General features: G+C 66.2%; 14 protein-coding genes and 1 pseudogene. 7 read left to right on the forward strand and 8 right to left on the reverse strand.

Features of this window, described 5'->3' with window-relative positions; translation table 11 throughout:
- The first annotated feature begins 127 nt into the window (after nucleotides 1-127).
- Nucleotides 128-1417, forward strand: a complete 1290-nt coding sequence (locus FLL57_RS19315; RefSeq protein WP_142883736.1) for a PepSY-associated TM helix domain-containing protein — start codon at nucleotides 128-130, stop codon at nucleotides 1415-1417.
- Between the two features lie 6 nt (nucleotides 1418-1423).
- On the opposite strand, the gene FLL57_RS19320 is transcribed toward FLL57_RS19315, so the two are convergent.
- From FLL57_RS19320 to FLL57_RS19330, 3 genes are read right to left on the reverse strand one after another with little or no spacing between them, the layout of a single operon-like run.
- The gene (locus FLL57_RS19320; protein ID WP_013500529.1) at nucleotides 1424-2551 is read right to left on the reverse strand and encodes an ABC transporter permease; all 1128 of its coding nucleotides are present in this window, start codon (nucleotides 2549-2551) and stop codon (nucleotides 1424-1426) included.
- 2 nt (nucleotides 2552-2553) lie between these two features.
- The gene (gene rbbA, locus FLL57_RS19325; RefSeq protein ID WP_142883737.1) at nucleotides 2554-5268 is read right to left on the reverse strand and encodes a ribosome-associated ATPase/putative transporter RbbA; all 2715 of its coding nucleotides are present in this window, start codon (nucleotides 5266-5268) and stop codon (nucleotides 2554-2556) included.
- The gene (locus tag FLL57_RS19330; protein ID WP_013500527.1) at nucleotides 5265-6296 is read right to left on the reverse strand and encodes an HlyD family secretion protein; all 1032 of its coding nucleotides are present in this window, start codon (nucleotides 6294-6296) and stop codon (nucleotides 5265-5267) included. The genes rbbA and FLL57_RS19330 overlap by 4 nt, the downstream gene beginning before the upstream one ends.
- Nucleotides 6297-6442: 146 nt before the next feature.
- Here FLL57_RS19330 and FLL57_RS19335 point away from each other — a divergent pair, with 146 nt between their 5' ends.
- Nucleotides 6443-7057, forward strand: coding sequence for a TetR/AcrR family transcriptional regulator (locus tag FLL57_RS19335; protein ID WP_235677172.1), 615 nt, complete (start codon nucleotides 6443-6445; stop codon nucleotides 7055-7057).
- A gap of 66 nt (nucleotides 7058-7123) precedes the next feature.
- The gene (locus tag FLL57_RS19340; protein WP_142883739.1) at nucleotides 7124-9157 is read left to right on the forward strand and encodes a YgiQ family radical SAM protein; all 2034 of its coding nucleotides are present in this window, start codon (nucleotides 7124-7126) and stop codon (nucleotides 9155-9157) included.
- A gap of 24 nt (nucleotides 9158-9181) precedes the next feature.
- Here FLL57_RS19340 and gltA read toward each other — a convergent pair whose 3' ends face one another.
- Both gltA and FLL57_RS19350 read right to left on the reverse strand, forming a co-directional pair.
- Entirely contained in the window at nucleotides 9182-12166 is a 2985-nt protein-coding gene (gene gltA / locus FLL57_RS19345; protein ID WP_142883741.1) for an NADPH-dependent glutamate synthase, read from the reverse strand.
- Nucleotides 12167-12453: 287 nt separating this feature from the next.
- Nucleotides 12454-12924, reverse strand: a complete 471-nt coding sequence (locus tag FLL57_RS19350; protein WP_142883743.1) for a PaaI family thioesterase — start codon at nucleotides 12922-12924, stop codon at nucleotides 12454-12456.
- A gap of 350 nt (nucleotides 12925-13274) precedes the next feature.
- On the opposite strand from FLL57_RS19350, the gene FLL57_RS19355 reads away from it, so the two are divergent.
- The 3 genes and pseudogenes from FLL57_RS19355 to FLL57_RS19365 all read left to right on the forward strand — a co-directional run bounded on the left by FLL57_RS19355 (nucleotide 13275) and on the right by FLL57_RS19365 (nucleotide 14508).
- The gene (locus FLL57_RS19355) at nucleotides 13275-13667 is read left to right on the forward strand and encodes a nuclear transport factor 2 family protein (RefSeq protein WP_142883745.1); all 393 of its coding nucleotides are present in this window, start codon (nucleotides 13275-13277) and stop codon (nucleotides 13665-13667) included.
- Nucleotides 13668-13746: 79 nt separating this feature from the next.
- A pseudogene (locus tag FLL57_RS19360) lies at nucleotides 13747-14009 on the forward strand (DUF1330 domain-containing protein).
- A 4-nt stretch (nucleotides 14010-14013) separates the two neighbouring features.
- Nucleotides 14014-14508, forward strand: coding sequence for a cupin domain-containing protein (locus FLL57_RS19365; protein WP_142883746.1), 495 nt, complete (start codon nucleotides 14014-14016; stop codon nucleotides 14506-14508).
- Between the two features lie 29 nt (nucleotides 14509-14537).
- Here FLL57_RS19365 and FLL57_RS19370 read toward each other — a convergent pair whose 3' ends face one another.
- Nucleotides 14538-15449, reverse strand: coding sequence for a LysR family transcriptional regulator (locus FLL57_RS19370; RefSeq protein WP_142883748.1), 912 nt, complete (start codon nucleotides 15447-15449; stop codon nucleotides 14538-14540).
- 309 nt (nucleotides 15450-15758) lie between these two features.
- Here FLL57_RS19370 and FLL57_RS19375 point away from each other — a divergent pair, with 309 nt between their 5' ends.
- Entirely contained in the window at nucleotides 15759-17132 is a 1374-nt protein-coding gene (locus tag FLL57_RS19375; RefSeq protein ID WP_013500518.1) for a PLP-dependent aminotransferase family protein, read from the forward strand.
- Between the two features lie 17 nt (nucleotides 17133-17149).
- Here the strand turns inward: FLL57_RS19375 and FLL57_RS19380 are convergent, their stop codons facing one another.
- Nucleotides 17150-17800 (reverse strand): LysE family translocator, encoded by a 651-nt coding sequence (locus tag FLL57_RS19380; protein WP_013500517.1) that lies wholly within the window; start codon nucleotides 17798-17800, stop codon nucleotides 17150-17152.
- Between the two features lies 1 nt (nucleotide 17801).
- Nucleotides 17802-18341, reverse strand: a complete 540-nt coding sequence (locus FLL57_RS19385) for an RBBP9/YdeN family alpha/beta hydrolase (RefSeq protein ID WP_142883749.1) — start codon at nucleotides 18339-18341, stop codon at nucleotides 17802-17804.
- Nucleotides 18342-18396 lie beyond the last annotated feature (55 nt).

Genomic DNA, 18396 nt, shown 5'->3' on the forward strand with positions numbered 1-18396 from the left:
GCAGCGGGTGGCGGGCATCGCGATAAACCGTGAGCTAGGCGGGATCAAAGCCCGCGCCGCGTCAGTTTGAAACGATTCCAAAAAGCGCCCTCTGGCATCGCGCATTCCACGCGGTACACGGATAGTCATGAGACTGATGTTTGGGCGCCTTCACCGCTGGGCGGGGCTGATTACCGCGGCATTTCTGTTTTTCTCCGGCGTCACCGGCGCGGTGATCTCGTGGGATCACGAAATCGACGAGACCATCAACGCCCGGCTGTTCGACGTCGCGACCACCGGACCGGCGATTCCCTCGATCGAGCTTGCCCAGCGCATCGAGCACCGCGATCCGCGAGCCCGCGTCATCTTCTTCTCGATGACGCCGGAACAAGGCCACTCGCTGTCGTTCTTCGTGCTGCCGCGGATCGATCCGGCGACAGGCAAGCGCTACACGCTCGACTACAATCAGGTGTTTCTCGACCCCAACACCGGCGCGGAACTCGGCCGGCGCTATTGGGGCGCGGTGTGGCCGATCACGCGCGAGAACTTCGTCTCGTTTCTGTACAAGCTGCACTACACCATGCACGTGCCCGAGTTCTGGGGCAGCGATCGCTGGGGTGCGCGGCTGCTCGGTATCGTCGCAATCATCTGGACGATCGATTGCTTCGTCGGCTTCTACCTGACGCTGCCGGCGCGAAAGTTGCTCCGGGGCGGACAGGCGCCGGCGGTGAAGCGCCAGCTCGGCAAGGGGTTCTGGGCGCGGTGGGCGCCGGCCTGGAAGATCAAGACTTCGGGCAGCGCCTACCGGATCAATTTCGACATTCACCGCGCCTTCAGCCTGTGGACCTGGGGGGTGCTGTTCATCGTCGCATTCACGGCGTTTTCGCTGAACCTGTATTTCGAGGTGTTTTCGCCGCTGATGAAGACGGTGTCGAACTACACGCCGACGCCCTACGAGCAGCGCCCGTATCGTGACCTCGACCACCCGATCGAGCCGAAGATGAGCTTTGCCGAGATCGCGGCGCGCGCCACCGCGGACGGCAAGGCGCGCGGCTTCACCGAGCCGCTCGGCTCGCTGTTCTACGGCCCGGCGCACGGCGTGTTCGCGGCGGCGTTCTTCAAGCCGGGCGAAGAGCACGGCGCTGCCGGGGTCGGCCCGGCGCAGCTCTATTACGACAGCGAGGACGGCCGCTATCTCGGCGATCGGCTGCCCTGGGTCGGCACCGCCGCGGACGTGTTCGTGCAGATGCAGCTTCCGCTGCATTCCGGCCGCATCCTCGGCCTGCCCGGCCGGATCCTGATCTCGGCGATGGGCCTGGTGGTGGCGGCGCTGTCGGTCACCGGCGTGGTGATCTGGGCGCGCAAGCGCCGCGCGCGGCTCGCGACCAAGCGCAGCCGGCAGGCCGCATCCGGCGCCCGACTGGCTCCGGCGGAGTAACGACGCTCAGTCCTGCGCCGAGATGGTCTTGGCGAAGCGGACGCGGCAGATGCCGAGCGTCACGCCGCCGATCGCCAGCATCGCCAGCAGTTGCGGCCACACCAGATCGACACCGGCGCCGCGGTAGAGCACGGCTTGGGCGAACGCGACGAACTGCGTGTTCGGCGTGAATTGCATCACGAATTGCAGCCATTGCGGCATGGTCTCGATCGGGGTACTGGCGCCGGACAGCAGATACAGGATCACGATCACCGGGATCGCCAGCAAGCCGAACTGCGGCATGGTGCGGGCATAGGTCGCCAGCAGCAGGCCGAGTGCCGTCACCGAGAACATGAAAAGCACCATCCCGAAGGTGAACAACGGCACCGAGCCGATGATCGGCACCCCCAGCACGCTTTTGACCATGAACTGCAGCGACAACAGCGCCGCCACCACGATCACCGCGCCGTTGGCGATGATCTTCGACAGCATGATGTCGAGCGGCCGCACCGGCATCACCAACAGATGCTCGATAGTCCCGCGCTCGCGTTCGCGGATCAGCGCGGCGCCGGTCAGGATGATCGACAGCGTCGCGATGTTGTTGATCACCTGCATCACCGAGGTGAACCAGGCCGAGTTCAGGTTCGGATTGAACTTGGCGTGCATCACCAGGTTGACGGGCGTGGCGCTGGTGCCGGAATCCTTGCGCAGGTAAGCGGCCGTCTCGCGCAGCACGATGTTCTGGATGTCGACCGCACCGTTGCCGGCGATCGCCATCGCGGTGGCGTCGACGTTGACCTGGATCGTGGGGGTCTTGCCGGAGAGCGCGTCGGATTCGAATTTCGGCGGAATCTCGACGACGAACACGTAGCGGCCGGTGTCCATCGCCGAATCGATCTCGGACGGAGTGATCTGCTCGGCGGCGCGGAACAGCGGCGGCAGCATCGCGGCGGCGATCCGGCGCGACAGCTCGGAGTGATCCTCGTCCACCACCGCGACCCGCGCGGCTTCGACTTCCAGCTTGGCGCCGGTCGCGATCGTGTAGATCGCGACGCTGAACACGTAGACGATGAAGCCGAGCAGGATCGGGTCGGCCCACAGGCTCCGCAGTTCCTTGCCGGTCAGACGATAGATGTGTCGCAGCATCGAGCCCATCGTCACGCCTCCTGCTTGCGCAGCACCAAGATCGCACCGATCAGATAGATCAGACCGAAACCGAACAGCACCAACAGGTTCGGCGCCAGCATCCAGAAGCTCATGCCCTTGGTGAAGGCGCCGATGCTGACCTCCTGGAACCAGGCGGCGGGAAACGCCTCGCCGAACACCCGCCCGGTCTGCGACAGCGACGATACCGGCACCAGCAGCCCGGAGAAATTCACCGCGGGGATGATCGAGATGATCGCGACGATAAAGATCGCGGAGATCTGGGTGCGCAGGAACGAGGAGAACAGCACGCCGAGCGCGGTAGTCGAGAACACGTAGAGCAGCGCGCCGCCGATCAAAGCCGTCCACGATCCGCGCACCGGCACGCCGAAGATCACCATCGCGCCGATCAGCAGCAGTACGAAGCTGAAGAACGACAGCAGCGCGTAAGGAACCTGCTTGCCGAGCAGGAATTCGGTCGCGGTCACCGGCGTCGAACGGAAATTGGTGATCGAGCCGACTTCCTTCTCGCGCACCACGCCGACCGCGGTCAGCATCGCCGGAATCAGCATCAGGATCAGCGTGATCACACCCGGGATGATCGAATACACGCTCTTGAACGCCTGATTGTAGCGGAACCGGGTTTCGATGTTGATCGGCGACGTCGGCGAGGCCATCGCATGGCGCCGATACTGCTCGGCGAGATAGGCCTGCGACAGTCCGGTGACGTAGGAGCGGATGGTCTCGGCGCGGAACGGCATCGAGCCGTCGATCCACACCGCGACTTCCGGAGACTTGCTGGTCAGCAAGTCGCGGCCGAAACCGTGTGGTACTTCGATCACCAGCTTGAGTTCGCCGCTGGCCAGACGCCGGTCGATGTCGGCTGCGGAGGCGATGTCGGGGGCCTGCTTGAAGTAGCGCGAGCCGGAAAAGCTCTCCAGCAGTTCGCGGCTCTCCAGCGTGTTGTCCTGATCGTACACCGCATAGGTCAGGTTTTCGACGTCGAACGAGATACCGAAGCCGAACGTCATCATCAGCACCAGCGGTCCGAGAATCGCAAACGCGAGCCGCAGCCGGTCGCGCAGAATCTCCATGGTCTCGCGGCGGGCATAGGCCCACAGCCGCGCCGGATCGAACCGGCGCTGCCTGGTCGCGGCGTCACGCGGCGCCGCCAGGCTGGTCTCGTCACCGTCGCGCTGCGCGCCGGTGGCTTCCTCCAGATAGGCGATGAAGGTCTGTTCGAGATCGGCGGCGCCGCGGCGCTCGACCAGCTCGTGCGGCGCGCCGACCGCCAACACCTTGCCGGCGTGCATCAGCGAAATTCGATCGCAGCGCTCGGCCTCGTTCATGAAGTGGGTCGAGATGAAGATGGTGACGCCGTCCTCGCGCGACAGCGCGATCAACATCCGCCAGAACGAATCCCGCGCCACCGGATCGACGCCGGAGGTCGGCTCGTCGAGGATCAGAACCTCGGGGCGATGGATCACCGCGACCGCGAGCTGCAGCCGCTGGCGCAGACCGAGCGGCAGACTTTCGGGTCGGGAATCGGCGACGTCGGCGAGATCGAACCGCGCCAGCATCTCGGCGACCCGATCCGGGATCTGCGCGCTCGGTAGCTCGAACAATTGCGCGTGCAGCAGCAGATTCTGCCGTACCGTCAATTCGGAATACAGCGAGAAGCTCTGCGACATGTAGCCGACGCGCTTGCGGGTCGTCATGTCGGAGGCGTCGAGTACCTCGCCGAACAGCCGCGCCTCGCCTTCGGTCGGAGTCAGCAGCCCGGTCAGCATCTTCATCGTGGTCGACTTGCCGCAGCCGTTCGAGCCGAGAAAGCCGAATATCTCGCCGCGCTTGATCTGGAAATTGACGTGATCGACCGCGGTGAAATCGCCGAACCGGCAGGTCAGGTTCTCGGCCTCGATCGCGTAGCCGTCGCCGCTGTCCGGCAGCGGCGGCAACACAACGTCGGCGTAGTCGCCGCGCATCTCGGCCGGCAGCAGCGCGATGAAGGCGGCATCGAGTGTCGGTTGCTTGGTCTGTGCCCGCAGTTCGGCCGGCGTCCCGGCGCCGATGATCTTGCCGTCGTTGAGGGCGGCGAGCCAGTCGAACCTCTCGGCCTCTTCCATATAGGCGGTGGCGACCAGCACGCTCATCTGCGGCCGGCGCCCGCGAATGCGGTCGATCAGTTCCCAGAACTGACGCCGCGACAGCGGATCGACGCCGGTGGTCGGTTCGTCGAGGATCAACAGGTCCGGATCGTGAATCAGCGCGCAGCACAGCGACAGCTTCTGCTTCATGCCGCCGGACAGTTTGCCGGCCGGCCGATCGCCGAACGGCGACAGCCCGGTGGCGCGCAGCAGTTCGCCAATCCGCGCCCTGCGCTCGGCCGTCCCCTGACCGAACAGCCGGCCGAAGAAATCCAGATTCTCGAACACCGACAGCGTCGGGTAGAGGTTGCGCCCGAGCCCTTGCGGCATATAGGCGATCCGCGCCGCACTGGCGGCGCGGTGGCGGGCGTCGCGCATGTCGCCGTCCAGCGCCAGTACCTCGCCGCTCTGGATCCGGCGGACGCCGGCAATCAGCGCCAGCAGCGTCGACTTGCCGACGCCATCGGGGCCGATCAGTCCGACCATCTTGCCGGCGGGCAATTCCAGCGTGACGTCGTCCAGCGCATGTGTCTTGCCATAGGCGTGAGTGACATGCGTCAGGCGCGCGGCGAAGCCGGTCATTGCGGCAGCTTCACCTGCAGATTGTTCGGCCATGGCTTGTCGCGCAGCGTGCGCAAGTAAGCCATGCCGCGCACGCCGGTCTTCACCTCGCGCTCGTATTTGCGCAGCAGGTCCGGCGGCAGCGTCAGCTTGACCCGGAACATCAGCTTCTCGCGCTCGTCCTTGGTTTCGACGGCCTTCGGGGTGAACTGCGCTTCGCTGGCGACGAAAGTGACCTTGGCGGGCACGACGTATTGCGGAATGGCGTCGAGAATCAGCCGGGCGTCGTCGCCATAGGCGAGATAGGTGGCGACCTTGGCGGGGACGAACACGGTCATGTAGACGTCGGTGAGGTCGACCAGAGTCAGCACGCGCGAGCCGGCACCGAGCACTTCGCCGGCCTGCGCCAGCTTGTATTGGATGCGGCCGCGCCGCGGCGCCTTCAGCTCCATGTCGTCGAGCACGGTCTTGATCCGCGCCACCTCGGCCCGCGCCGCGTCGATCGCCGCCGCCGCGTCGTTGAGGTTGGCCTTCGCCGCGATCAGCGCGGCATCGGCGACGTTCTGCGCAGCCTGACGCTGGTCGCGAATTTCCGCGGTCGAGAAGCCCTTCTCGAACAGCGCTTCGGCGCGGCCTAGCTGCTGCGCGGCGAGCTTCTGCTCGCTCTCCCGCTGCAGCAGCAGCGCCTCAGCCACCGCCTTGCTCTGCACGGCGCGGCGCTCCTGCGCTTCCGCGGCGCGGAGCTGGGCCTGAATGTCCGAGACATCCATCTTCACCAGAAGCTGGCCCTTCTCGACCTCGTCGCCTTCCTTGACCAGCACTTCGGCGATCCGGCCCGCCAGCTTGGTGGCGATCTCGACCTGTTCGGATTCAAGCCGGCCGTTGGCCGAGGCGAAGCCCTCGGGCAACCGCTTCGGCATCAGCTTCTGGATCAGCTTGTCGAATTTATCGTCGGCGTGTGCCGGAAGCGGGCCGACCAAAATGCCGGCTCCGAGACACAGGGCGCTGAACAGCCGGACACCACGGCGGGTCGGGTGGAAGATGGTCATCATACGGCTCCGGAATCACGGACTGAACAGTGAGCGCCCCCGCCTCAGCTATCCCTCCGCTCGTTAAAGGCCAATTCCGCGTCGAAACGGATTGTCCGCGAAGCTCGTTCGCGGTATTGAACACAATTGTTCAAATCAGATCAAGTGTGTCCAAGATTGTGTCCAGCCCGGCGCAACGGCAGATCTATCTGGCGGCGATGCAATTGTTCGCTGAGCGCGGCCTGACGCAGATCAGCGTAACCGATCTGGCCCAGGCGGCCGGTGTCGCGCGGGGCACAGTTTACAATAACCTCGGCGACCTCACCGGCCTGTTCGACCTGGTGGTTACCAATTTGGCCACCGAACTGAATCCGCGGCTGACCGTGGCGCTGGCGGATAGTCACGAGCCGGTGCGGCGGCTCGCCACCTGGATGCGGCTATTGATCCGTCAGGCTCATGAGGAACCGCGGCTCGGGCGGTTCGTCTGCCGGTTCGGTATGAGCCCGACGACGCTGCGGGTGGTCTGGGACGGACGGCCGCTCGACGACCTCGCCTCCGGCCTGTCGCAACGCGGCCACAGCCTTGATCCCGCTCAGATCGCCTCGGCTGCTAATTTCATCTCGGGCGCGATCCTGGGCGCCATCTTTACAAGTCTCGACGGCCACCGCACTTGGGTCGACGCGGCTGCCGAGACTGTGGAATGGGTGCTGGTGGGCCTCGGGGTGTCGCGCGAGGAAGCACGGAACCTTGCGGTCGGCGATCTGCCGCCGCTGCCGGAGTGATCACAGCGGCGAGACGGCACGGCCCTTGCCGTTGAACTTACCGCCCCCCGGTCTTATGGCTGGGCGATGCAGACCACCATCGATACCATCCCGCCGCTGATGACCCGGTTCCGCCCCGCTGCGGCGCCGCGCAAGCCTGCGCCGTTCCTGCCGATGAGCCGCGCCGAGATGGACAAGCTCGGCTGGGATGCCTGCGACATCGTCCTGGTGACCGGCGACGCTTACGTCGATCATCCGAGCTTCGGCATGGCGATCATCGGCCGCCTGCTCGAATCCCAGGGCTTCCGCGTCGGCATCATCGCGCAGCCGGATTGGCAGTCCGCCGAGCCGTTCCGTGCGCTCGGCAAGCCGCGGGTGTTCTTCGGCGTGACCGGCGGCAACATGGACTCGATGGTCAACCGCTACACCGCGGACCGACGGCTGCGCCACGACGACGCCTACACGCCGAACGGCGAAGGCGGCAAAAGGCCGGACCGCTGCACCCTGGTCTATGCGCAGCGCTGCCGCGAAGCCTTCAAGGACGTGCCGATCATTCTCGGCGGCATCGAAGCCTCGCTGCGCCGGATCGCGCATTACGACTACTGGTCCGACAAGGTGCGCCGCTCGGTGCTGGCCGACGCCAAGGCCGACCTGTTGCTCTACGGCAATGCCGAACGCGCTGTCGTCGAAGTCGCGCATCGATTGGCTGGCGGCGAGGCACCGCGCGAACTCGACGACATCCGCGGCGTCGCGCTGTTCCGCCGCGTACCGGAGAACTACACGGAACTACACGCCGACGACCTCGATGCCGCCGACGAAGGCGCGCGGCAGGTGGCGGGCGACGTCGTGATTCGGCTGCCCTCCTGCGAGCAGGTCGAGCAGGACAAGGAAGCCTATGCCCGCGCTTCGCGCGTGCTGCACCGGGAGAGCAATCCCGGCAACGCGCGGCCTTTGGTGCAGCGCCACGGCGACCGCGACCTGTGGCTCAATCCGCCGCCGATCCCGCTCACCACCGACGAGATGGATTCGGTCTACGATCTTCCTTACGCCCGCGCGCCGCATCCGTCCTATGGCGACGCCAAGATCCCGGCGTGGGACATGATCAAGACTTCGGTGACGATCATGCGCGGCTGCTTCGGCGGCTGCACCTTCTGCTCGATCACCGAGCACGAAGGCCGCATCATCCAGAGCCGGTCGGAAGCCTCGATCCTGCAGGAGATCGAGAAGATCCGCGACAAGACGCCGGGCTTCACCGGCGTGATCTCGGACATCGGCGGGCCGACCGCCAACATGTACCGGATGGCATGCAAGGATCCGAACATCGAGTCCTCGTGCCGCAAGCCGTCCTGCGTGTTTCCCGACATCTGCCCGAACCTGAATACTTCGCACGACGACCTGATCCGGCTGTATCGCAAGGTGCGCGAGGTCAAGGGCATCAAGAAGGTGATGGTGGCGTCGGGCGTACGCTACGATCTCGCGGTGAAGAGCCCGGCCTACATCAAGGAGCTGGTGAGCCACCACGTCGGCGGCTACCTGAAGATCGCGCCGGAGCACACCGAGCGCGGCCCGCTCGACAAGATGATGAAGCCGGGCATCGGCACCTATCACCGCTTCAAGCAGATGTTCGAGGCGGCCGCCAAGCAGGCCGGCAAGCAGTACTATCTGATCCCGTACTTCATCGCGGCGCATCCGGGCACGTCCGACGAGGACATGATGAACCTCGCGCTGTGGCTGAAACGCAATCGCTACCGCGCCGACCAGGTGCAGACCTTCCTGCCGTCGCCGATGGCGACCGCGACTGCGATGTATCACAGCGGCGTCAATCCGCTGCGCGGCGTGCGCCACGGCGCCAGCGAGCCGGTCGAGGCGATCAAGGGCCTGCGCCAGCGCCGGCTGCACAAGGCGTTCCTGCGCTATCACGATCCGGACAACTGGCCGGTGCTGCGCGAGGCGTTGAAAGCGATGGGCCGCGCCGACCTGATCGGCTCGCGCCCCGATCAGCTCGTGCCGGCGCATCAGCCGCCCGGCACCGGCAAAGCCGCCGGCACCCGCCGCCCCATTCGCGGCGACGGACCGAAGCCGCAGCGCTTCACCACCAAGGGCGTGCGGCTGGTCAAATAACCGCCGCCGCAGCAAGTCGCGAGCTTACGTCAGCAGCCCGCGCTTGCCTTCCTTCCAGCGCGCGAATTCGGTCTGCAGCACCGAGACGTGCTCGTCCTCTTCGGCGGCGAGTTCGCGATAGAGCTGGCGCTCGACCGATCCGTCCGGCGTCTCGCCGACCCGGGTCTTGAAGAACGAGGCGGCACGCCGCTCGAACTCGATCGCGGCTTCGAACAGCGTGGTCGGATCGCCGATCCGGCCTTTGACGCCGGCCATGATCGCCGCGGTGCCGAGGTGGAAGCCTTCGGTCGCCTGCGGAATCGCCACGTGATAGCGATTGGCCAGCGTCGTCATGTGCTCCTCTTCCATCTCGGCGAAGCTGAGGAACAGTTCCTGCAACGTGGAATCGGAGGTCTCCTTGGCGGCGCGGGCATAGAACGCGCGGCCGCCGAGCTCGATCTCGAATGCGGTACGGATCGCCGCCAGCCCGGCCTCGTCGCTGACGCCGGCGCGGTCGAGCGGCTGCAGCTTGCCGCCGCAGTGCGGGCACATGCCGTAGGGGAACGCGAAGCCTTCGCTGACCTTGGCGCAGTCGTCGCAGCGCCATTGCAGCTCCGAGCCGGCGCAGCAGATGTACTCCTCCGAGCCTTCCAGCGGCTGGTGACACTTCGGGCAATGCGCCACGCCATCCTCCTCGATCGGCGGCGCCAGCTTGCCGGCGACAAAATCGTCGGCATCCTGCGCCGTGATGGGCCATTTGGCCTTGTTGAGCCGCAGCCAGGCGGCGATCGATTTCGCGGCGCGACGGCCCGCGCTCATCGCCAGGATGACGGTCGCACCGCCGGTGACGATGTCGCCGCCGGCGAACACGCCCGGCATGTTGGTCGACTGGGTGTCGTCGTCGGCCGCGATGTTGCCCCACTTGTTGAGCGCGAGGCCGGGCGTCGCTTGGCCGATGATCGGATTCGGCTTGGTGCCGAGCGCGTAGATCACCGTATCGCATTCCAGCTCGATGAACTCGTCGAGCGGCACCGGCTTGCGGCGGCCGCGCTCGTCGGCCTCGCCGAGCTCCATCTTCTGCAGCCGCACCGCGCGGACGTCGCCGCTCTCGGTGACGAGAATTTCCACCGGCGAATGCAGGAAGAAGAAATCGACGCCCTCCTCCTTGGCGTGGCGGATTTCCTCGATGCGCGCCGGCGCTTCTGCCTCCGACCGGCGATAGACGCAGCGCACCGTCTCGGCGCCGACACGGCGTGCGACGCGCAGGCAGTCCATCGCGGTGTTGCCGGCGCCGATCACGATCACGCTGTTGCCGACGCTGACCGGCGTGTCGAGATACGGGAAGCGATCGCCGCCCATCAGGTTGATGCGGGTGAGGAATTCGTTGGCCGAATAGACCCGGCCGGCGAACTCGCCGGGAATACCCAGGAAGGTCGGCGCACCGGCGCCGGCCGCGACGAACACCGCATCGAAGCCGCGGCCGTTCATCAACTGCTCAATCGTGAAAGTCTTGCCGACGACCTTGTTGGTCTCGAACTTGACGCCGATGTCCTTCAGCCGCTGGATTTCGCGGTCGATGATGTCGCGCGGCAGCCGGAATGACGGAATGCCATACTGGAGCACGCCGCCGAGCACGTGCAGCGCCTCGTACACCGTGGTCTCAACATTGTAGCGGGTGAGATCGGCCGCGGCGGCAAGGCCCGCCGGGCCGGAGCCGACGATCGCGACCTTGCCGATCGTCTTGGACAGATCGATCGGCTTGCTCTTCGGCGCTCTGGCATTGTCGCCGATGAAGCGCTCGAGGCGGCCGATCGCGACCGGCTCGTGCTTCTTGTACTTGCGGATGATGCACTGCGCTTCGCACTGCGTCTCCTGCGGGCAGACCCGGCCGCAGATCGACGGGAAGATGCTCGACTGATAGATCGTCTCCAGCGCAGCATCGAAGTCCCGGAACAGGATGTTGCGGATGAACACCGGAATGTCGATCCCGACCGGACAGCCGGCGACGCAGGTCGGCGTGATGCACTGGATGCAGCGCTCGGCCTCCTGTAGCGCCTCCTCGACCGAATAGCCGAGATTGACTTCCTTGAAATTGGTGGCGCGCTCGTGAGCGTCGCGCTCCGGCATCGGCGTCTGATGCGGCGGCAGCGTCGCCAGCTTCTTGTAGTTGCGCTTGCCCTCGACGATGAGCTGCTTTTCGAGATTGCAGACATGGGCGAAGTGTTCGTTCGCCTTGTCTTCCTCGGTCTTGAAACGCTTCTGGCGGGCGTGCAGCTCGTGGAAGTCGACCTTGTGGCCGTCGAAATCCGGGCCGTCGACGCAGGCGAACTTCACTTCATTGCCGACCGTGACCCGGCACGAACCGCACATCCCGGTGCCGTCGACCATGATGGTGTTGAGCGACACCATGGTCTTGACGCCGTGCGGGCGGGTGGTCTCGACGCAGGCGTGCATCATCGGCATCGGGCCGATCGCCACCACCTTGTCGGGCTTCTGCTGCGTGATCACCCGCTCCAGCGCCGCGGTGACGAGGCCGGGCTCGCCGTAGCTGCCGTCATCGGTGCAGATGATCAGTTCGTCGGCGAATTCGCGAAACTTGTCTTCCCAGAACACCAGATCCTTGGTGCGGAAACCCATGATCGCGGTGGTGCGCGCGCCGGACTGCTTGAACGCCCGAAGCTGCGGGAAGATCGGCGCGACGCCGAGGCCGCCGCCGACGAACACCACGTGATCGACCTTGTCGATGTGCTGCGGCAAACCGAGCGGACCGACGAAGTCCTCGAACGCCTCGCCTTCCTTGAACTTGTCGCGCATCTCGCGCGTGGTCTTGCCGAGCGCCTGGACCACGACGGTCACCAGCCCCTTGTCGCGATCGAAATCGGCGACGGTGAGCGGAATGCGCTCGGCGCCGTCGTAGAGACGGAGCATCACGAAATGGCCGGGCTCGGCGGAAGCGGCGATATCCGGTGCCTCGACGTCCCACAGGAAAGTCGCGTCCGAGAACTGCTCGCGTCGCACAATACGATACATGATGTCAGCACAGATTGGTTCGAGGCCGGCGGGCGGCATCGAGAGATGACGGGAAAGCGGCTCAAAATAGCCAAGGAGCGCCAAATTGATTTGACTTCGGTCATGTCCGGTCCGGCGCCGCACGCCCGATCACGTAGAAATGTCCGGTTGTGGGCGCACGCGAGGCCCGCGCATGGCCGACATGCGACGGCCGCCCGGCTTTGCGGCGGGCAGCCTCCGACAAAGGTCTAATGGGAACGTCACGTCGAACTAATCGGGCGTCCGGGCCGTGCCGCATCGACGGCGAGTCAGCGCGCGGTCTCCGCCGTATCGGGCCGGCCCGCCAAGCAGATCAGCGTCGCCTGACCGATCGCAACCAGCGAGCGGCCTTCCGAACCATCGGCGAATACTTCGAGCTGACAGATCGTCAGCGTCCTGCCCGATTTCACCACCTTGCCGATCGCTTCCAGCGCGTCGCCGCGCGCCGGGTTGAGCAGATTGACCTTGAACTCCACGGTGAGCACCGAGCTGTCTTCCGGGAACATCGTATAGGCGGCGTAGCCGCCGGCCGAATCCGCGATCGCCGAGGTGCCGCCGGCGTGGAAGTAACCGTGCTGCTGCGACAGCTCCGCCCGGAACGGCATCCGGATCGTCACCAGTCCGAGCCGCACCTCGTGAATGGCTGCGCCGAGATGCTGCATCAAGCCCTGACGGCCGAAGCTGTCGCGGATCCGCCGTTCCAGCGCCGGATCGACCGCTGTTCCGATTTTGCCCTTCATCGTCTCTCCCTGACTCGTCGCTTCTGTTCGCTCTGCCGCCGAGTCTAGCGGGAGCAGGCTCCGTGGCCGGAGTGAAAAACTGCTGCACCACGTTGAGAAATTCTCGTCCTCGCCGGAGCCGGACTCATCCTCGCCTGATGAAATCTCAGCAGCGCCGCCGCCGTCACCGTGGCAATTCTGACGCGGCGTGCGCAGCCATGAGGGATCGCGGGCGAGGGAGACCAAGACGCTGACGGCGCTCGCGCTCTACGCTTTCGTGATGTGCATCGCGCCGGGATGATCGGCGATGCTCGCTTCATCGACCGAACCATGACGGCCCTTTCGGCCATTGAGGAGGATTTGTTCTGGCTATGACACGTCTGTCTCGCAGCGACCTCGAGCATCACGCGACGACCTGGATCGAGGCATGGAATCGTCACGATGTCGGCGCTGTGATCGAGCCGTTCGCGGCGGACGCGGTGTTCGTCAGCCCGCGCGCCGCGACCGTGACCGGCGACGCCACCGTGCAGGGCCGCGACGCGCTCTACGCCTATTGGATCAAGGCGCTCGATGCGGTCCCGGATCTCGTCTTCAAGTTCGAATCCGCGGTCTGCGACGAAGCCGCCCAAACTGTACTCGTCCACTACGTGTCACACGCCGGCGGACGGACGTTGCGCGCCTGCGAATTGATGCGGTTCGAGAATGGCCGGCAGGTCTACGGCGAGGCGTTCTATGGTGCCGACGTGTCGCAGGTGCCCGCATGAGCGCGGTCGAAACTACGAGCGCCGGTGCCGCCGCTTGCAAAGGAGCGATACGATGACGGTCTATGCCATCGCCCAGATCATGATTCACGACCGCGCTCGCTACGAACGCTACGCCGCGCGGTTCTTGCCGACGTTGCAGCCGTATGGCGGGCGGCTGCTCGCCGCCGACGAGAAGCCCGGCAGGTGGAGGGATCGCCGACCTGCCAGAAGGTGATCCTGCTGGCGTTTCCCGACGAGGCGACGTTCCGGGCCTGGGAGACCTCGCCCGACTACGAGACCATCGCGGTCGATCGGCGCGCCGCGACGACAGGCAACGTCGTACTGATCCAAGGGCTCGGCTGACGCGATGCGACCGATCATCCGCCTGCAGGAGCTTTCGCTCCAGACCCAATCCCATGGCGAGTCCTTCGAGGCGCGGATCGCGGCCGTCGCCGCGCCGCTCGGGGCACTCCGCATCGGTGCCCGCTATGTCGAAGTCCCGCCCGGCAAGAAGGCATGGCCGCACCATTGCCACCATGCCAACGATGAGCTGTTCGTAATTCTCGGCGGCCGCGGCGTGCTGCGTTACGGGAAGCAACGCCATCCGGTGCAGTCCGGAGACGTCGTGGTCTGCCCTGCAGGCGGCGAGGAGACGGCACACCAGCTCATCGCCGAGGGCGACGAGCCGCTGAGATATCTTGCTGTCGGCAGCATGCACGAGCCCGATGTTCTGGAGTATCCCGACGGCGGCAAGGTGGCGGTGTTCGTCGGGGCCGCCCCCGGCGGCGACAAGGCCGCACGGCGGCTCGAACTGACGGTGAAGAAAGCCGGCGCGGTCGACTATTGGGACGGCGAGCCGTGACGGCTCGGCAGTCGCCAAGGACGCTGTCGTCAGGCCGGTCCGGCCGGTCGTGCGGCTTCGCTCAGCATCCAGGCGCGAACGTTCCTGATCCGGCGGTCGCGTTCCAGCGCCGGAGGATAGCAGAGATAGTAACCGGCATTCGCCGGGACGTGATGGCCGAGGATCGGCACCAGACGATCCGACGTGATGTCGCAAGCCGCGATCTCGACGCCGGCGAAGGTGATGCCCGCTCCGTCGATCGCGGCCTTCAGCCCGAGCCCGGACGTATCCACCATGGTGATCGCCGCCGGCTTGATCGGACCGCCGGGCAGGCTGTCGTTCCACCGCTTGAAATTCTCCCACCGGTGCTGCGACAGAAACAGATTCGTGCGAGAGATCGCCTTTCGTGAACCCGCTTCATCGCCCGACTGCCAGTCGGCTGCCCGCCCGAGCAGGGCGACGTTCTCCTCGAACAGAAGCTCGGACAGAACGCCCGGCCAGATTCCGCGGCCGTGGCGAACGGCAGCGTCGGCCACACCGGCGCCGAGATCGACGACCGACTGGGTGGTCGAGATCAAGAGTTCGAATCCCGCCCGTGCGAACGGATAGGACGTCAGGCGCGGCGACAGCCAATGCACCGCGAAGGTCGGCAGCATCGACAGCCGCAGCGGACCGAGCTTGCGGTCGTTCTTGAGGCGCCCGACTGCGCCGGTGATCCGGGCAAAGCCGGCGGTCAATTCCGGCGACAGCAGCCTGCCGGTTTCCGTCAGCTCAAGCCGCGGCCCGATCCGGCGCATCAGCTCGACGCCCAGCAGCTCTTCCAGGATGCGAAGCTGATGGCTGACCGCCGACGGCGTCACGCCGATTTCGACCGCCGCCTCCTTGATCGACATGTGGCGCGCCGCCGCTTCGAACGCCCGCAGCGCGTTCAACGGAACGCCGAGCCGCCTCGCTTCGGTCACGCCGCTCGCCTCGCGGCCCGGGATGGCGGCAGGGTTCGGGCTGGCGATCGGCTCGTCGCAGCCCGGCCGAACCGATCGCAATCTGGCCTGACGTTTGTTCAATCGCGCCACGACGCGATCTGGCGACAATGCAGCGGCGACCGACGGCGGCGGCGCTGCTGCGGCAGCGCTCCGGTCGGCGCCCCCGAAAGCTGGTCGATTCTCGTCCATGCCTACCATTGGAACAGAGTGTCTTCCCGGCTCCGATCCTAGTGGACGTGACACTTTACGCAAAATATAAAGCGTCACATTACACTTCGAGGCGAACGCATGCGTCTGCAGTCCCCGTGGCACCCTCGCCTGGCCGAAGGCGCCGAGTCGCCGTGCGACCGGCTGGTTTCGGCGTTGTCGGAAGACATCGGGATTGGGCGGCTGGAGGTCGGCGCCCGGCTGCCGGCACACCGCGACCTCGCCTGGAAGCTCGGTATCGGGCTCGGCACGGTCACCAAGGCTTACGGCATCCTCGAGCGGCGCGGGCTGGTCCGCTCGGTCACCGGGCGCGGCACCTTCGTAGCCGTCACCGAGTCCCGCACCGGCGACGTGATCGACCTGTCGCGCAACGCCCCGCCGTCGGCTGTGAGCGAACGGCTGATCGCGCGGTCGCTGACCGCGATCGCCAAACGCGTCGACGCCGACGTGTTCAACGCCTATCCGCCGGTGATCGGCCACATCCGATTCCGCAACGAGCTGGCGCGATGGTTTCGCCGGCTCGGGATGGACGCCGACCCGGCGCATCTGCTGCTGACCAACGGCGCCCAGCACGCGCTCGCCGTCAGCCTGTCGACGCTGTGCGGCCCGGCCGGCACGCTGTTCGTCGAGCAGCAGACCTATCCGGGGATCATCGGCCTCGCCCGTCATCTCGGCGTGACGCTCATCCCCGTTGCAATGGATCAGGAAGGGATGCTGCCGGAGGCACTCGACCGCGAGCTGACGACGCAGCAGCTCCGCCCCGCCGCGGTCTATCTGACGCCGACGATGCAGAACCCGACCACCGGCTCGATGAGCAGGAGCCGGCGCGAGGTGATCGCCACGGTCTGCCGCCGGCACGACATCGTGGTGATCGAAGACGACGTCTATGCGCTGCGTCCCGACCCGGACTATCCGCCGATCGCGAGTCTGGCGCCCGATCGGGTGTTCTACATCAACAGCCTGTCGAAGACGCTGAACCCGGCGCTACGGATCGGCGGCCTGGTGGTGCCCGCCGCCTGGTTCGCCCGCGCCGAGGCGGCATTGCACGCCAGCGGGCTGATGATCAGTCCGCTGAGCTGCTCGGTGATGGAGCAATGGCTGCTCGACGGCACCGCCGACGCGGTGAGCGCCGCGATCCAGGAAGAGGCCGGCCGGCGCCGCATCATCGCGACAGAGTTGCTCGGCGCCGCGATGCATCAACCCGCGCATATCGGCTACCACGTCTGGCTTCCGCTTTCGTCCGCGGAAGCAGAAGCAGTCGATGCCGCCGCCAAGGCGATCGGCATTCTGGTGACGCCGCCGTCCTCGACCTCGGTGGGCGGCATCAGCGCCGGCATTCGTCTGTGTATCGGCGCGCCGCCACGGGCGGATCTCGAGAAAGCACTCAGCGCCATCAACGCGATCATCGCCCGGATAGCTGTCCGCAGCGGCGACACCTCGTCGGCGCTGCGCTGATCCTGCGCCGACGTCGTTCAGTTGCGCTGATCGAACGCCAGCCGCACCCCGAAGGCGATCAGCACCGAACCGGTCAGGCCGTCGATCCCGCGCGTGAACGCGGGATTGCGGACCAGCCTGGCGAGCGGCCGCGTCGCCGCCGTGATCGCCGCGAACCAGATCAGGCCCATCGCGGCGTGAATGCCGGCGAGGCCGACGCTGAAGGCCACCACCGGAGCGCCCTGCGGAATGAACTGCGGCAGCAAGCTGACGTAGAACACGCCGACTTTCGGATTGAGCAGATTGGTCATCAGGCCGCGCACGAACCAGCCGGACGAACGTTTCGCTGAAGGTTCCGGCAGCGCAGCATCCGCGGCCGGCTCCGGCACCGCCGCCGGTCGGAAGGCGGCGCGGACCATCTGGGCGCCGAGCCAGACCAGATAGGCGGCTCCGGCATACTGAAGAATTCGGTAGCCGATCTCCGACACGGTGAGCACGGCGCCGAGGCCGACCGATGCCAGCAGTCCCCACGCCAGCACCCCGCTCACCACGCCGGCGCCCGCCTTCATCGCCTGAGCACCGCCTTCGACCGTGGCGGTCCGCAGCACCAGCGCGGTATCCAGCCCCGGCGTGATGGTCAGCAGTGCGGCGGCGACGGAAAACGCGGCGATCGCAGACACCCAATCCATCTCAAACTCCCAAGCCGGCGCAGAACGCATCGAACAGCAGCCGCCCCTGCTGCCACTCACCGAGACCACTTGCGCCGTTGAGGTGGCCGTGAGCGCCGGCGATCACCAAGCCGGCGTTCCATTCGCGGGCTCGTCGCCGTGCGTCGTCGAGCGAGCCGTAGGGATCGTCGGCGCTGGCGACAATCAGCGCCGGAAACGGCAACGGCCGCGCCGGCGGATTGCCGAAGCTCGCGGCTTCGGCCGGAAACGCCGCAGCGTCTGGATCAGGCACCGCGACCAGAAATGCGCCCCGCACACGGTCTCGGATCTGCTCGGCCGCATGCGCGACCAGCAGGCAGGCCAGACTGTGGGCGACCAGAACCGCCGGCTGCGGCGCATTGGCCAGCGCGGCGCGCAGCGCCCGTGTCCAGTCGGCGAGATCGGGCGCGTCCCAATCCGCCGGGCGAAATCGCGTGAAGGAGGGGGTGGCGGACTGCCAATGACTTTGCCAGTGCGACTCTCCGGAGCCGCTGATACCCGGAAGGATGATCACTGGTGCCATGGTGCCCGCCTGACTCCGATCATACGCGGCGCTTCGCGTCATGAAACTGAAGTGA

The sequence above is a fragment of the Rhodopseudomonas palustris genome, from assembly GCF_007005445.1.
Classification (GTDB): domain Bacteria; phylum Pseudomonadota; class Alphaproteobacteria; order Rhizobiales; family Xanthobacteraceae; genus Rhodopseudomonas; species Rhodopseudomonas palustris_G.